The following is a 14,566-nucleotide window of genomic DNA, read 5'->3' as shown; positions in this document are numbered from 1 at the left end:
TTCCACGCTAGAGATCGAGCGCTGTCTCGTCGTCCGGCTCGCGGAGGTCCTCCTTCCGAAGGACCCTCAACCCCCGGGACGAACGACCCCCAGCTCGTACGCCAGAACGACGGCCTGGGTGCGGTCGCGCGCCCCGATCTTCATCAACACCCGGCTGACATGCGTCTTCACGGTGGTCTCGCCGAGGTGCAGGGTGGTCGCGATCTCCGCGTTGGTGGCGCCACCGGCGAGCAGAACCAGCACCTCGTGTTCGCGCGGGGTGAGCTGGTCGAGACGGACCCCGGCGGTCGCGGGCGTGGTGAAGGTGGAGATGACCCGCCTGGTCACGGCCGGTGCCAGCAGCGCCTCGCCGGCGGCGACCACCCGTACCGCCTCGGTCAGGGCCTCCGGGGTTCCGTTCTTGAGCAGGAAACCGCTCGCGCCGGCCCGCAACGCCGCGAACAGGTAGTCGTCACGGTCGAACGTGGTCAGGATCAGCACCGACGGCCCGCCGCCCGCGGCGATCCGCCGGGTGGCCTCGAGACCGTCGACGCCGGGCATCTCGACGTCCATCAGCACGACGTCGGGCCGCAGCCGCAGGGCCAGGTCGACCGCCTGCGCTCCGTCGGCGGCCTCCCCGACGACGGTGATGTCGTCCTCCATCTCGAGGATGACCCGGAACCCGGTCCGCACCAGCTGGTGGTCGTCGGCGAGCAGAACGCTGACGGTCACAGGACCACGCCCGCCTGGTACGGGAACCGCGCCCGCACCCGGTAGCCGCCGTCCGGATGCGGGCCGTGCTCCAGGGCGCCGTCGTGCACCGCCACCCGCTCCCGCATGCCGACCAGCCCGAGGCCACCGTCGGACGTGGAACTGCCCCGCCCGTCGTCGGTCACGTCGAGCTCGAGCTCCCCGCTGAGGTAGCGGACCCGGACGTCGAGCGCCTTCGCGTGGGCGTGCTTGAGGGTGTTCGTCACCGCCTCCTGGACGATCCGGTAGGCGGCCTGGGACAGCGACTCGGGCAACGGCACCGGATCACCGTAGACGGCGTACCGCACGGTGAGCCCGGCGTCCCGGGCCCGGTCGGTGATCTCCGGCAGGCGGTCGATGCCCGCGTTCGGGACCACGTCCTGAGCCTCCGTGCCGGCAGCGGGGGAGTGCAGCGCTCCGAGCATCCGCCGCAACTCGTCGACGGCGGTGCGCGCGCCCTCCTCGACGGCGGTGAGCGCGGTCCGGGACCGGGCCGGGTCCTTGTCCATCGCCCGGCGGGCCGCGGACGCCTGGATGCCCATCACCGAGACGTGGTGGGCGACCACGTCGTGCAGCTCACGGGCGATCCGGACACGTTCGCCGAGAACGGCCCGCTCGGCGACGAGGGTCTGCGCCTCCCGGAGTTCGGCGGCCTGCTCCTCGAGCTCGTGCCGCTGGCGGGCGCCGTTCCAGACGGCGTCGCCCATCAGGTGGCAGAAGGCGAAGAAGACCGTGTTGACCACCAGGGCGTTGAAGGCGAGCGAGGCTCTCTCGGCCGGGTCGCCCAGTTCACGGCTGAAGATCACGAAGGACAGGACCAGCCAGCCGAACATGCCGACGATGATGCCCAGCCGCAGGAACCGGGACCGGTTGCGATGGCGGCCCCACGCGCCGAGCGTGTAGATCGCCGCGAACAGGACGCCCGTGGTGACCTGCTGCTCCTGGGAGCCGCGGAACTGCCCGCCGACGAAGGCGATCGAGATCAGCACGGCGACCACGTCCGGATGCGACCGGCGGACCACCAGCGGCAGCGTGGTGGCCAGCACCCAGCAGATCTGCTCGGCCAGCGCCGCCCGGTGCGGGAGTTCGTAGAATCCGGAACGCCGGGCCAGGAACAGGTTGACCACGGCCACGGCGGCGACGGCCAGTCCGGTCCACACGTCGGCGCGGCGTTGCGCCGCGGTCGGGCGTGGCCGTACCCAGTCGTCGAGGTTCTCCGATGCCATGCGGACGACGATGCCATGCGACGGTGCCGTACGGCGATGGCCTGCGGTGACGGGTGGCGTCAGCCGCGGCGGGTCTGGGTCGGGATGGTGGCGTCCTGGTCGGGCGTGACGGTGCCGCCGAGTTCGCGGATGTGCCGGTGCGCGGCCTCGAGGCGGTCCTCGAGCGTGACTATCCGGCAGGCGGCCGTGAGCAGGAATCCCTCGTTGAGCAGCACCCGGACGCGGGCGGCGAGGTCGAGCTGGTGCCGGGAGTAACGGCGGTGCCCTCCGTGTGAGCGTTCGGGCTCGATCAGGCCGGCTTCGTCGAGGCTACGGAGAAAGGCCGCGGTCACGCCGATCATCTCGGCGGCGCGGCCCATGCTGTATGACGGGGAGTCCCGATCCATGTCTTCTTCGTACACGAACCGGAACAGTCCAGGGCCCCGGCGGGTAACCGGGGCCCTGGCTTTTCAATTCTGATGCCGGACTCTATCCGGCGCATCTGGTCGACCGGCTGCGTGCCGCTAGCAGTCGACCGGAGTGAAAGGCATCGGCTGCGATCACCTCTTGTCGGGTAGGGGACAACGTGATTACGCGTTGCTGCGGTATCTCGTCCTCCTTCTCCAACTCAGCGTCTGTGCCAGTTGCTTGCCGGCCGTGACCGACAAACCAAATGTAGGCCGATCCTCGCCGAATTTCTAGAGTCGCCGCTGTAGATTTTTTCGTGCAAAGGTCCGACCACCTGCGCAAACTCTTTCAGGCGTCGATACGTGAAGCGGCGGCGGTGCGGGACGGGCGCTGAGGAAGAGAGAGGTGACCGCGCCCCGCACCGCCGCCGGCGGAGAGGTGTCCACTGGTGATCCTTCCGAGGGGATCGCCTGCAACCAGGCTCGCACCGGGGCCCGTACGCGGCAACGCAATTAACCCTGTGCATTGACTGTCGTAACACGGCGGAGCGATCATGCTCCCAGCAGTGAGGCTTGTTCGCGACCTACCTGGCTCCAGGCATTGCCGCCGGTGACGCAACCGGTCTCCACCGTCGCGAACAAGCCTCATTTGGCTCAGGTCACAGTCCTTCGTGCAGGAGGCACCCCGATGAGCACCGACGAGGAACGACTCGCCCAACTCGGATACAAACAGGAACTCCACCGCCGTCTCTCCGGCTTCTCCAACTTCGCCGTCTCGTTCTCGATCATCTCGATCCTGGCCGGCGCCATCACCTCGTACGGCATCGCCATGAAGGCCGGCGGCCCGGTCGCGATCACCCTGGGCTGGCTCTTCGTCGGCATCATGGTCACCTTCGTGGCACTGGCCATGGCCGAGGTCTGCTCGGCCTACCCGACCGCCGGCGCGCTCTACTGGTGGGCGGCGGCACTGGCCAAGAGGAACAAGCCCGCCTGGGCCTGGTTCATCGGCTGGTTCAACTTCCTCGGCGAGGTCGCCGTCACCGCGGCCATCGACTTCGGCGCGGCGATCACCACGGCGGCCTTCCTCAGCCTCACCTTCGGCCTGGAGGTGACAGCCCTCTCGACGTTCCTGATCTTCCTGGTCATCATCGTGGTGCACGGGCTGCTGAACACGTTCGGCGTCAACCTGGTCCGGGTCCTCTCCGACATCAGCGCCTGGTGGCACCTGATCGGCGTCGCGGTGATCGTCGGCATCCTCGCCGTCGTCCCCGACCAGCACAAACCCATCTCCGAGGTGTTCACCGAGGTCTACAACGCGACCGGCTTCACCTTCGCCGGCGCGGGCGTCTACGCCGTCCTCATGGGCCTGCTCATGGCGCAGTACACGTACACCGGTTACGACGCCTCCGCCCACGTCGCCGAGGAGACCCACGACGCGGCCAACGCGGCGCCCCGCGGCATCGTGATGTCGGTGGTCGTTTCGGTCATCGCCGGTTTCGTGCTGCTGGTCGCGATCACCTGGTCCATCCAGGACTACGAGGGCGCGCTCGGCACCGACCTCGGACTGCCGCCGGCGCAGATCTTCATCGACGCGGTCGGCCACGACCTCGGCGTGTTCCTGCTCTTCATCTGCATGGTCGCGCAGTGGTTCTGCGGTATGGCCTCGGTCACCGCGAACTCCCGGATGTCCTACGCCTTCGCCCGTGACGACGCGATTCCCGGCTCGAGGATCTGGAAGAAGGTCAATCCCCGGACCGGTACGCCGACCAACTCCATCTGGCTCTGCGTGGGCCTCTCCACGATCCTGGTGCTCCCGTCGCTCTGGAACACCGTCGCGTACTTCGCGGCCACCTCGATCGCGGTGATCGGCCTCTACATCGCCTACGTCGGACCGGTCCTGCTGCGCCGGCTCAACCCGGACTTCCAGCCCGGCCCGTGGAATCTCGGGAAGTGGAGCGCCCCGGTGGGCTGGATCGCCATCGTCTGGGTAGGGATCATCTGCGTGCTCTTCGTGCTGCCGCCCAGCAGTCCGATCACCGCGGAGACGTTCAACTACACGATCGTCGCCGTGGCGGTGGTGCTCGGGGCGGCCGCGATCTGGTGGTTCGCCAGTGCCCGGAAGTGGTTCACCGGGCCGAAGCAGAACCTCCTCGAGAAGGCCGCCCACGGCGAGTCGACCGACTGATAGGACTGAGCACATGGATCTCGAGGAACTCGACGTCTCCGTCGACAACGGCAGCATCGACACCGTCCTGCTGGCACTGACCGACATGCAGGGCCGGTTGCAGGGCAAGCGGCTGCACGGACGGTTCTTCCTGGACGAGGTGGTGTCCGGCGGCAGCGAGGGTTGCAACTACCTGCTCGCGGTCGACGCCGACATGAACACCGTCGACGGTTACGAGATGTCCTCCTGGTCCACCGGCTACGGCGACTTCGTGATGAAGCCCGACTTCAGCACGCTGCGCCGGGTCCCGTGGCAGCCCGGCACCGCGCTGGTCCTCGCCGACCTGCTCGACACGGCGGGACAGCCGGTGCCGCCGTCGCCCCGGCAGATCCTGCGCCGCCAGCTGGACCGGCTGGCGGCGCACGGGCTGACCGCGTTCGCCGGCACCGAGCTGGAGTTCGTGCTCTACCGGGACAGCTACGAGCAGGCGTGGGACAAGGGCTACCGCGGCCTGGTCCCGGCGAACCAGTACAACGTGGACTACTCGCTGCTCGGCACCGCCCGGGTCGAGCCGCTGCTGCGCCGGATCCGCAACGAGATGTACGGCGCGGGGCTGATCCCGGAGAGCGCCAAGGGCGAGTGCAACCTCGGCCAGCACGAAATCGCCTTCCGCTACGCCGACGCGCTGACCAGCGCCGACAACCACGTCATCTACAAGAACGGGGCCAAGGAGATCGCCGCCCAGGAGGGCATGGCGCTCACCTTCATGGCCAAGCCCAACGAGCGGGAGGGCAACTCCTGCCACATCCACTTCTCACTGCGGGACTCGTCCTCGAGAAGTGCGATGCTCGGCGACGGCCCGGCGCATCTGAGCGAGACCGGACAGCGGGTGCTGGCCGGGCTGCTCGCCACGATGCGCGAGTTCAGCCTGCTCTTCGCGCCGAACATCAACTCGTACAAGCGTTACCAGCCGGGCTCGTTCGCGCCGACCGCGCTGCGCTGGGGCGTCGACAACCGCACCTGCGCGCTGCGGATCGCCGGGCACGGGCAGGGCATGCGGGTGGAGAACCGGGTGCCGGGCGGTGACGTGAACCCGTACCTGGCGATCGCCGCCCTGGTGGCCGGCGCGCTGCACGGCATCGAGAACGAGCTGCCCCTGGAGGACGAGTTCGCCGGCAACGCGTACCAGGACCCGTCGGCCGGGCGGGTGCCCGGCACGCTGCGCGAGGCGACCGATCTCTGGGCGGCGAGTTCGGTGGCGGAAACGGCGTTCGGGGCGGACGTGGTGGCCCACTACGCGAACATGGGGCGGGTGGAACTGGCCGCCTACGACGCCGCGGTGACGGATTGGGAGCTACGCCGTGGATTCGAGCGCCTCTGAGTGTGAGGATCTTGGCGTGGGGACTACAGAGGTGATCGACCCGTCGACGGGTGAGGTCTTCACGACCGTACCGTCGACGGGTTTGGAAGAGACCGACGCGGCGATCGACCGCGCGCGGAAGGCCTTCACCGGATGGCGTCGCGTGGCGCCCGGGGACCGGGCACGGCTTCTGCGTCGCTTCGCGGCGGTGGTCGAGGACCACATCGAAGAGCTGGCCCGGCTTGAGGTACGCAACGCGGGTCACACCATCGGCAACGCGCGATGGGAGGCCGGCAACGTCCGGGACGTGCTGAACTACTACGCGGGCGCGCCCGAGCGGCTGTCCGGCCGGCAGATCCCGGTGGCCGGTGGCGTCGACGTGACTTTCCACGAGCCGCTCGGTGTGGTCGGCATCATCGTGCCGTGGAACTTCCCGATGCCGATCGCCGGCTGGGGTTTCGCACCCGCGCTGGCCGCCGGCAACACAGTGGTGCTCAAACCGGCCGAGCTGACCCCGCTGACCGCGATCCGGCTCGGTGAGCTCGCCCTGGAGGCCGGGCTGCCGGAGGACGTGTTCCAGGTGCTGCCGGGTAAGGGCAGCGTCGTGGGTCAGCGGTTCGTCACCCACCCGGCGGTCCGCAAGGTCTGCTTCACCGGGTCCACCGAGGTCGGCAAGTCGATCATGGCGGGCTGCGCCGACCAGGTGAAACGGGTGACCCTGGAGCTGGGCGGCAAGAGCGCCAACATCGTCTTCGCGGACGCCGACCTGCCGGCCGCGGCCGCTGCCGCACCCGGCGCGGTCTTCGACAACGCGGGTCAGGACTGCTGCGCGCGTTCCCGGATCCTCGTCGAGGCCTCGGTGTACGACAGGTTCCTGGCGCTGTTCGAGCCGGCCGTCCGTGACTTCAGGGTGCTGGACCCCTCCGATGACTCATCCGAGATGGGTCCTCTGATCTCCTCCGGTCAGCGGAGCTCGGTCGCGTCCTATCTGGACGGCGCCGACGTGGCGTTCCGGGGCTCCGTGCCCGATCAGAGCGGGTGGTGGTTTCCGCCGACCGTCCTGCTGGCCCGGAACCGGGCCGACCGGCACTGGCGCGAGGAGATCTTCGGCCCGGTCGTCAGCGTGTTGCCGTTCCGGGACGAGGCCGAGGCGATCGAGCTCGCCAACGACACCGAGTACGGGCTGTCCGGCTCGATCTGGACCCGGGACGTCGGGCGCGCGCTGCGGGTCTCACGAGCCGTGGAAACCGGGGCGCTCAGCGTCAACAGCAACTCCTCGGTGCGCTACTGGACGCCGTTCGGCGGCATGAAGCAGTCCGGTCTGGGTCGGGAACTGGGGCCCGACGCATTGCTGTCCTTCACGGACGTGAAGAACGTGTTCTTGGCTACGGGAGACTAAGTGGAGCGTTTGCAGGACCGGGTCGCCGTCATCACCGGCGCCGGCAGCGGTATCGGTCTGGCCACCGCGCGGAGGTTCGCCGCGGAGGGCGCGTTCGTCGTTTGCGTGGATATCTCCGACAAAGCTGGCAAAGCGATCGCCGAGGAGGTCGGCGGCGAGTTCGTGGCCTGCGACGTCAGCGACGAGGAGCAGGTCAAGGCACTCTTCGACGGGGTCGCCGAGCGGCACGGCCGGGTCGACATCGCCTTCAACAACGCCGGCATCTCGCCGCCCGACGACGATTCGATCCTGGTCACCGGCCTGGACGCCTGGGAGCGGGTGCTCAAGGTCAACACCACGAGCGTCTTCTTCTGCTGCAAGTACGCGATCCCGCACATGCAGCGGCAGGGCAAGGGCTCGATCATCAACACCGCGTCGTTCGTCGCCCTGCTCGGTGCGGCCACCTCGCAGATCGCCTACACGGCGAGCAAGGGCGGGGTGCTGGCGATGACCCGGGAGCTGGGCGTGCAGTTCGCCCGCGAGGGCATCCGGATCAACGCGCTCTGCCCCGGTCCGGTGGCAACTCCGCTGCTGATGGAGCTGTTCGCCAAGGACCCGGAGCGGGCCGCCCGCCGGCTCGTGCACGTGCCGATGGGCCGCTTCGCCGAACCGGACGAGATCGCCGCCGCCGTCGCATTCCTGGCGAGCGACGACGCCTCGTTCATGACGGCGTCCCAGTTCGTCGTCGACGGCGGCATCACCGGAGCGTACGTAACTCCGCTGTGAGGTTTACCGACCCGCTACGGTGGGGATGGAACCCCTAACACCAGCTCAACAAGGTGCAAGGGGTCGAATCCCTGCCCGTACGGGTCAGATCCCCGTGTAGGTGGGACAGATGGGCCCGTGACGCGGCGTCGGTTCACCGGCGCCGCGCGCCTGTGACTACGGTGGTGCGATGCGTCCGATCATCGGCATGACGTCCTATGTGCTCCCGGCCGACTGGGGCGTCTGGAGGGACCTCCCGACCGCGCTGGTCCCGCACGACTACACCGAGGCGGTGCGCCTCGCCGGTGGCCGCGCGGTGATCCTGCCGCCGGACGACCACGACGCGGACGTCCTCGACCGGCTGGACGGCCTGGTCCTCACCGGTGGGCCGGACCTGCAGCCCTCGCTGTACGGCCAGAATCTCGGCCCGCACACGGTGGTCCACGCCGAACGCGACATCGCCGAACTGCTGCTGCTCCGCGCGGCCCTCGACCGCGACCTGCCGATCCTGGGGGTCTGCCGGGGCATGCAACTGCTCACCATCGCCGCCGGAGGCACCCTGCACCAGCATCTGCCGGACGTGCTCGGCCACGAGAAGCACCGTCCGGGACCGGGGGTGTACGGCTCACAGCAGGCCGTGCTCGAACCGGGCAGCCGGATCGCCGCCCTGATGGGCGACGACCTGACCATCAACTGCTTCCATCACCAGGGCGTCGCCGACCCGGGCTCGCTGACCGTCACCGGGCGGGCCGCCGACGGCCTGCCCGAAGTGGTCGAGGATCCGGATAGGCGTTTCGTGCTCGGCGTTCAGTGGCATCCGGAGGTGAGCCGTGATCGGCGCCTCTTCGGAGCCCTGGTGGCGGCGGCCTCGAAGGAGCTCACGAAAGCATGCGCAGACCGCTGATCGGACTGACGGCGTACGCCGAGCAGATCCACCACGGACGTAACGACCTGATGGCCGCGATGCTGCCGATGAACTATGTGAAGGCGGTGCATGCCACCGGTGGCCGCGCTGTCCTGATCACCCCGGACGAGCCCGGCACCGACGTGATCGAGTCGCTGGACGGCATCGTCTTCTGCGGCGGTGGCGACATCGACCCGGCGAACTGGGGCGCCCCGCGCCACCCGGCCACCGAGGCCGACACGGTCCGCGACGCCTCCGAGCTGCTGCTGATGCGCGCCGCCCTGGAGGCCGACCTGCCGATCCTGGGTGTCTGCCGGGGTCTGCAGCTGATGGCCGTGGCGACCGGCGGCTCCCTGCACCAGCATCTGCCCGACGTGGTCGGCCACGAGCGGCACCGGGCCGCCGCGGGCACCGATCCGCTCGCCGCCGGCTCCTCCGACTACGGCAGGCATGACGTGGTCGTCGAGGAGGGCACGGCGGCGCACCGGTTGTTCGGCCGTACCCTCACGGTGAACTCGTTCCATCATCAGGCGATCGCCGATCCGGGTGAGTTCCGGCCGGTCGGCTGGTGCCCGGACGACCAGGTCGTCGAGATCGTCGAGCACCCCGGCAAGTCCTTCGCGCTCGGCGTGCAGTGGCACCCGGAGCGCACCACCGACCTGCGGGCGTTCGCGGCCCTGGCCGAAGCGGCGGCACGGGACCGGGCCGTCGTCGCCTGACGAGCGGCACCGTCGGCGCGGTGTTAACGTGCCACCGGACCGGGCGTGCCGCTCCGGTCCCGTGAATCCGTGGGAGGCAGACGGATGGATGTCCTGCCGAGGCGGCTGCGCAACGCCTTCGAGCGGGGCGGTGAGATGGGCGCCCGGATGTCCGCGACGGACTGGTCCGGGACCGCCGTCGGTGAGCCGTCGTCCTGGCCGCCGGAGCTGGTCGACGCCGTGGTCACCATGCTCGCCTCCCGGGCCCAGATCATCCTGTTCTGGGGCCCGGAGTACGTGGTCCTCCACAACGACGCCTACATCCCGGTGGTGGGTAGCAAGCACCCCGGCTTCCTGGGCCGGCCGGGCCGTGAGCTCTGGGCCGAGGTCTGGGACGTGCTCCACGAGCTGTTCGACGGGGTGCTCGCCGACGACCGGTCGTTCTTCGCCCGGGACCGCCTCTTCATGATCGAACGCAACGGGTTCATTGAGGAGACGTACTTCGACATCTCGTACGACCCGGTCCGTTCCGAGGAGGGCGTGCCCAGCGGCGTCATGTGCATCGTCACCGAGACGACCCGGAGGGTCATCGGTGAACGGCGGGTGCGCACCCTCGGAGCGCTGGGCCGGCGGCTTGCGGACGTGCCTCACCAGGCCGCTCTTGCCACTCTCGCCGCCGAGTCGGTCGCGGTGCTCACCGGCGACGCCGAGGACGTGCCGTTCGCCGCGCTGTTCCTCGACGACCCGGATCCGCACCCGGCGGTCCGCGCGGTGATCACGAGCGGCCGGCCCGGCACGGTCGCGCTGGCCGAGCTGACCACCCCGGCGCCGTCCGCGGCCGGCGAGGCACTGGTTCTGCCGATCCGGGTGGCCGCGGACACGGCCGGTGCGCTGGTCGTCGGGGTCAGCCGGTACCTCGCTCTGGACGACGACTACCGGGAGTTCCTCGACCTGGCGGCGGAACAGATCGCCAGCGCGGTGGCCAACGCCCGCGCCTATGAGCGGCTGGCCGCCCTGGATCGCGCCAAGACCGCCTTCTTCTCGAACGTGAGCCACGAGTTCCGTACCCCCCTGACCCTGATCCTCGGACCCGTCGAGGACCTGCTCGACGATCCGATCGCGGCCGGGCCCGTGCGCGACCGGCTCGTGCCGGTGCACCGCAACGGGCTCCGCCTGCTCAAGCTGGTCAACAGCGTGCTCGACTTCTCCCGGATGGAGTCCGGGCGGATGCGGGCCGTCTTCCGGCCCACCGATCTCGCGCCGCTCACCGCGCGGCTGGCCGGGACGTTCCGCCCCGCCATCGAACGGGCCGGGCTCACCCTGACCGCCGACCTGCCGCCGCTGCGCGAACCGGTTCACGTCGACCACGAGTTCTGGGAGAAGATCGTCTTCAATCTGCTCTCCAACGCGGTCAAGTTCACCCGCGAGGGCGGTGTCGAGGTACGGCTCCGGGCCGAGGACGGCCACGCCGTGCTGTCGGTGCGCGACACCGGCGTCGGCATCTCCGAATCCGAGCAGGCCCTGCTCTTCGACCGCTTCCACCGGGTCACCGGGACCTGGTCGCGTAGCCACGAGGGCACCGGCATCGGGCTCGCGCTGGTCCGCCAGCTGGCCGGGCTGCACGGCGGCACGGTCGGCGTGGCCAGCCGGCCCGGCGGGGGCAGCGAGTTCACCGTGCGGATCCCGTTCGGCACCGCCCACCTGCCGCCGGACATGATCAGCCATGATCCGGCACCGCCCGCGGATCCGGCCGGGGCACGGCTCTGGGTCGACGAGGCGACCTGGTGGGCAGGGGACGGGCCGTCCGGGCCGCAGCCGGTACGCAGCGGGCCCGGCGGGCGTATCCTGCTCGCCGACGACAACGCCGACCTGCGCGAACACGTGGCCCGGCTGCTGGGGCCGTACTGGGACGTGGAGACCGCGGTGGACGGCGCGGCCGCGCTCGAACTGGCCCGGGCACAACAGTTCGACCTGGTGCTCACCGACGTGATGATGCCCCGGCTCGACGGCTTCGGCCTGATCACCGGGTTGCGCGCGGACCCGCGTACCCGCGATGTGCCGATCGTCGTGCTCTCCGCCCGCGCCGGTGAGGAGTCCGCGGTCGAGGGCCTGTCCGCGGGCGCCGACGACTACCTGGTCAAGCCGTTCTCCACCCGCGAGCTTGTCGCGCGGGTCCGCGCCAACCTGGAGCTCGGCCAGCGGCGGCGGGAGACCGTCACCCGCCTGCGCGGGCTGGTCGACGCGGCCGCCGCCCTCAACGCCGTGCCCGGCACCGCCGAGGTGCTGGAGGTCGCGGCCCGGCACGTGCAGGCGATGACGTCGGCCGCCCGGGTCGTGCTGACCACACCGGACGGCCGGCGGGCCGAACGCGACGGAGGTGCCGAGGGATCCGCCCCGCCCGACGTCGTGCTGCCGCTGCCGGACACCGCCGGGGATCCGCTCGGCGAGCTGCGGGTGTGGCGCGGCCCCGGCGAACCGGCCGAGCCGGTGGTGCTCACCCAGCTGGCCCGGCTGGTCGGGCTGCGGCTGGCCAACGCCCGGCTGTACGAGACCGAGCACCGGATCGCCTCGACCCTGCAGCACAGCATGCTGCCGCAGTCGTTGCCCCGGGTGCCGGGCGCGCTCGTGGCCGGCCGCTACGTGGCCGGTAGCGACGAGGCCAAGGTCGGTGGTGACTGGTATGACGTCATCGTGGGTCCGGACGGCGGATTGTTCCTGGTCATCGGGGACGTCGTCGGCAAAGGCGTGCAGGCCGCCGCCGGCATGGGACAGCTGCGGAACGCGCTGCGTGCGTACCTGCTGGAGGGCTTCGACTGCGGGACCGCGCTGAGCCGCCTCAACCGCCTGGTGGACACCCTGGGCCGGCGGCAGTTCGCGACCGTCCTCTGTGTCGGCTTCGACCCGCGGACGCGGCGGATGACGTACTCCTCGGCCGGGCACCCCTCACCCGTCATGATCGAGCCGGGCAAGACCGGGACTTTTCTGTACGACTCCGCGCTCGGCCCGCCGATCGGCGCCCTCGGGACCGTCTCCTATCCGACCAGGGAGACCTGGCTCAGCGCCGGATCGCGGCTGCTGCTCTACACCGACGGGCTGATCGAGGACCGCCGGCAGGGGATCGACAGCGGCCTCGCCGAGCTGATCGCCGACGTCGCCGACCCCACCGGGCCCGTCGACGACCTGCTGGACCGGCTGCTCGACAAGGCGGCCCGGCAGACCCGTCGCGACGACATCGCCCTGGTCGTGCTCGAGGTGACCGAGCCAAGCGAGTTCGTGCTGCGACTGCCCGCCGAACCGGGCCGGCTCACCGTGCTGCGCCGTCGGCTGGAGGACTTCCTGGCCGCGCACGAGGTGCCCGACGAGGACGCCTTCGACCTGGTGGTGGCGGTCTCCGAGGCGGCGGCCAACGCCATCGAGCACCCGATCGACCCGGCCGAACCGGCGATCAGGGTCACCGCGTCGATGGAGCCGGGCGCGGTGCTGGTGACCGTCCGCGACACCGGGAACTGGCGCCCGGCCACCGACGCCGGGTTCCGCGGACGTGGCCTGGCGCTGATCGGCGCACTCACCGAACTGTCCGTGCACCGCTCGGACGAGGGCACCGAGGTGACCCTGCGGCGGCCGCTCAGCCGTTCCTGACCCGGGCTGACCGCCCGGCCCTCGCTCAGTCGTTCCTGACCCGGGCTGACCGCCCGGCCCTCGCTCAGTCGTTCCTGAGCCAGGGCTGCCCGCCCAGCCCGGAGATGTCGAGGACCCGGCGCACCCGGTCGGAGGGGAACACCTCGAGCCGGCCCGGATAGTGCTCGGCCAGCCGCACGAGCGCGTGGATCGCGGCCGAGTCGAAGAAGGTGACCGCCCGCAGGTCCAGCGTGGCGGCGGTGACCCGTTCCGGGGTGGCCGCCTTGACGAGCGCGTCGGCGGTCGCCATGTCGACCTCACCGGTCACCGTGACGGTGACTCGGTCACCGGCCACCTCGCCGACCGCGGAGAAACCCGGGTCCGCACCCTCGTGATCCACGCCGAACACGATTTCACAGCGCACTGGAGGCGGCAAGGACGGGGCGGGGTGGCGCTCCGGCCGCCGGTTAGGCTGTCCCCATGACGGTACGTGCCCCACTCGTGCCGGGAAAGCAGTCGCGCGAGCGCTCGGTCCCGGCTCATATCGTCCGCCCCGAGTATGTGGGCAAGAAGCGCCCCCGCGAGTGGCGCGGCTCGCACGTGCAGACCCCCGAGACGATCGAGAAGATGCGGATCGCGGGCCGGATCGCGGCGCAGGCCACCCAGCTCGCCGGCGAGCACTGCAAACCCGGCGTGACCACCGACGAGATCGACCGGGTGGTGCACGAGTTCCTGCTCGACCACAACGCCTACCCGTCGACGCTGGGCTACAAGGGCTTCCCCAAGTCGTGCTGCACATCACTCAACGAGGTGATCTGCCACGGCATCCCCGACTCCACCGTGCTGGAGGACGGCGACATCATCAACGTCGACGTCACGGCCTACCTGAACGGTGTGCACGGCGACACCGACGCCACCTTCTGTGTCGGCGAGGTGGGCGAGGAGGCCCGGCTGCTGGTCGAGCGGACCCACGAGGCGATGATGCGGGGCATCCGCGCGGTTGCGCCGGGCCGCCCGATCAATGCGATCGGCCGGGTCATCGAGGCGTATGCGCGACGATTCGGGTACGGCGTGGTGCGGGACTTCACCGGCCACGGGATCGGCGAGACGTTCCACTCCGGGCTGTATGTGCCGCACTACGACAACCCGCAGCTCACCACCGTCATGGAACCGGGCATGACGTTCACCGTCGAGCCGATGATCACCCTGGGCACCCACGACTACGACCTGTGGCGCGACGGCTGGACGGTGGTCACCAAGGACCGCAGGTGGACGGCCCAGTTCGAGCACACCCTGGTGGTCACCGAGGACGGTTACGAGATCCTGACCCTGCCCTGA

The 14,566-nt window shown here is 70.2% G+C and carries 12 protein-coding genes; 8 read left to right on the top strand and 4 right to left on the bottom strand.

Annotation, left to right across the window (positions count from 1 at the left end):
- Nucleotides 1-66: 66 nt before the first annotated feature.
- The 3 genes from CLV67_RS18165 to CLV67_RS18155 are packed head-to-tail and all read right to left on the bottom strand — an operon-like array spanning nt 67 to nt 2,341.
- Entirely contained in the window at nt 67-711 is a 645-nt protein-coding gene (locus CLV67_RS18165; protein ID WP_106319798.1) for a response regulator, read from the bottom strand.
- Complete coding sequence (locus CLV67_RS18160) at nt 708-1,955, bottom strand: sensor histidine kinase (RefSeq protein ID WP_106319796.1); 1,248 nt, start codon at nt 1,953-1,955, stop codon at nt 708-710. The genes CLV67_RS18165 and CLV67_RS18160 overlap by 4 nt, the downstream gene beginning before the upstream one ends.
- Nucleotides 1,956-2,014: 59 nt before the next feature.
- A complete protein-coding gene (locus CLV67_RS18155) occupies nt 2,015-2,341 on the bottom strand; it encodes a MerR family transcriptional regulator (RefSeq protein WP_106319794.1) in 327 nt (108 codons plus the stop codon).
- 688 nt (nt 2,342-3,029) lie between these two features.
- Here CLV67_RS18155 and CLV67_RS18150 point away from each other — a divergent pair.
- The 7 genes from CLV67_RS18150 to CLV67_RS18120 all read left to right on the top strand — a co-directional run bounded on the left by CLV67_RS18150 (nt 3,030) and on the right by CLV67_RS18120 (nt 13,249).
- Nucleotides 3,030-4,526, top strand: a complete 1,497-nt coding sequence (locus tag CLV67_RS18150) for an amino acid permease (RefSeq protein ID WP_106319792.1) — start codon at nt 3,030-3,032, stop codon at nt 4,524-4,526.
- A gap of 13 nt (nt 4,527-4,539) precedes the next feature.
- Nucleotides 4,540-5,886 carry a glutamine synthetase family protein gene (locus CLV67_RS18145; protein ID WP_106319790.1) on the top strand — a complete coding sequence of 449 codons (1,347 nt, stop codon included), beginning with the start codon at nt 4,540-4,542 and terminating at the stop codon, nt 5,884-5,886.
- 16 nt (nt 5,887-5,902) lie between these two features.
- The gene (locus CLV67_RS18140) at nt 5,903-7,264 is read left to right on the top strand and encodes an aldehyde dehydrogenase family protein (RefSeq protein WP_106319788.1); all 1,362 of its coding nucleotides are present in this window, start codon (nt 5,903-5,905) and stop codon (nt 7,262-7,264) included.
- Nucleotides 7,265-8,029, top strand: a complete 765-nt coding sequence (locus CLV67_RS18135) for a 3-oxoacyl-ACP reductase (protein WP_106319786.1) — start codon at nt 7,265-7,267, stop codon at nt 8,027-8,029. It begins immediately after the preceding gene.
- Between the two features lie 169 nt (nt 8,030-8,198).
- Nucleotides 8,199-8,912, top strand: coding sequence for a gamma-glutamyl-gamma-aminobutyrate hydrolase family protein (locus tag CLV67_RS18130; protein WP_106319784.1), 714 nt, complete (start codon nt 8,199-8,201; stop codon nt 8,910-8,912).
- Nucleotides 8,897-9,631, top strand: a complete 735-nt coding sequence (locus CLV67_RS18125; protein ID WP_106319782.1) for a gamma-glutamyl-gamma-aminobutyrate hydrolase family protein — start codon at nt 8,897-8,899, stop codon at nt 9,629-9,631. Before CLV67_RS18130 ends, CLV67_RS18125 begins: the two co-directional genes overlap by 16 nt.
- 84 nt (nt 9,632-9,715) lie before the next feature.
- A complete protein-coding gene (locus CLV67_RS18120; protein ID WP_106319780.1) occupies nt 9,716-13,249 on the top strand; it encodes a SpoIIE family protein phosphatase in 3,534 nt (1,177 codons plus the stop codon).
- A gap of 64 nt (nt 13,250-13,313) precedes the next feature.
- Here CLV67_RS18120 and CLV67_RS18115 read toward each other — a convergent pair whose 3' ends face one another.
- The gene (locus CLV67_RS18115) at nt 13,314-13,628 is read right to left on the bottom strand and encodes an STAS domain-containing protein (RefSeq protein ID WP_106319894.1); all 315 of its coding nucleotides are present in this window, start codon (nt 13,626-13,628) and stop codon (nt 13,314-13,316) included.
- 80 nt (nt 13,629-13,708) lie between these two features.
- On the opposite strand from CLV67_RS18115, the gene map reads away from it, so the two are divergent.
- Nucleotides 13,709-14,566 carry a type I methionyl aminopeptidase gene (map, locus tag CLV67_RS18110; RefSeq protein ID WP_106319778.1) on the top strand — a complete coding sequence of 286 codons (858 nt, stop codon included), beginning with the start codon at nt 13,709-13,711 and terminating at the stop codon, nt 14,564-14,566.

Source organism: Actinoplanes italicus (assembly GCF_003001815.1).
GTDB classification, from domain to species: Bacteria; Actinomycetota; Actinomycetes; order Mycobacteriales; family Micromonosporaceae; genus Actinoplanes; species Actinoplanes italicus.
This window is presented reverse-complemented; position numbering and strand designations above follow the sequence as displayed.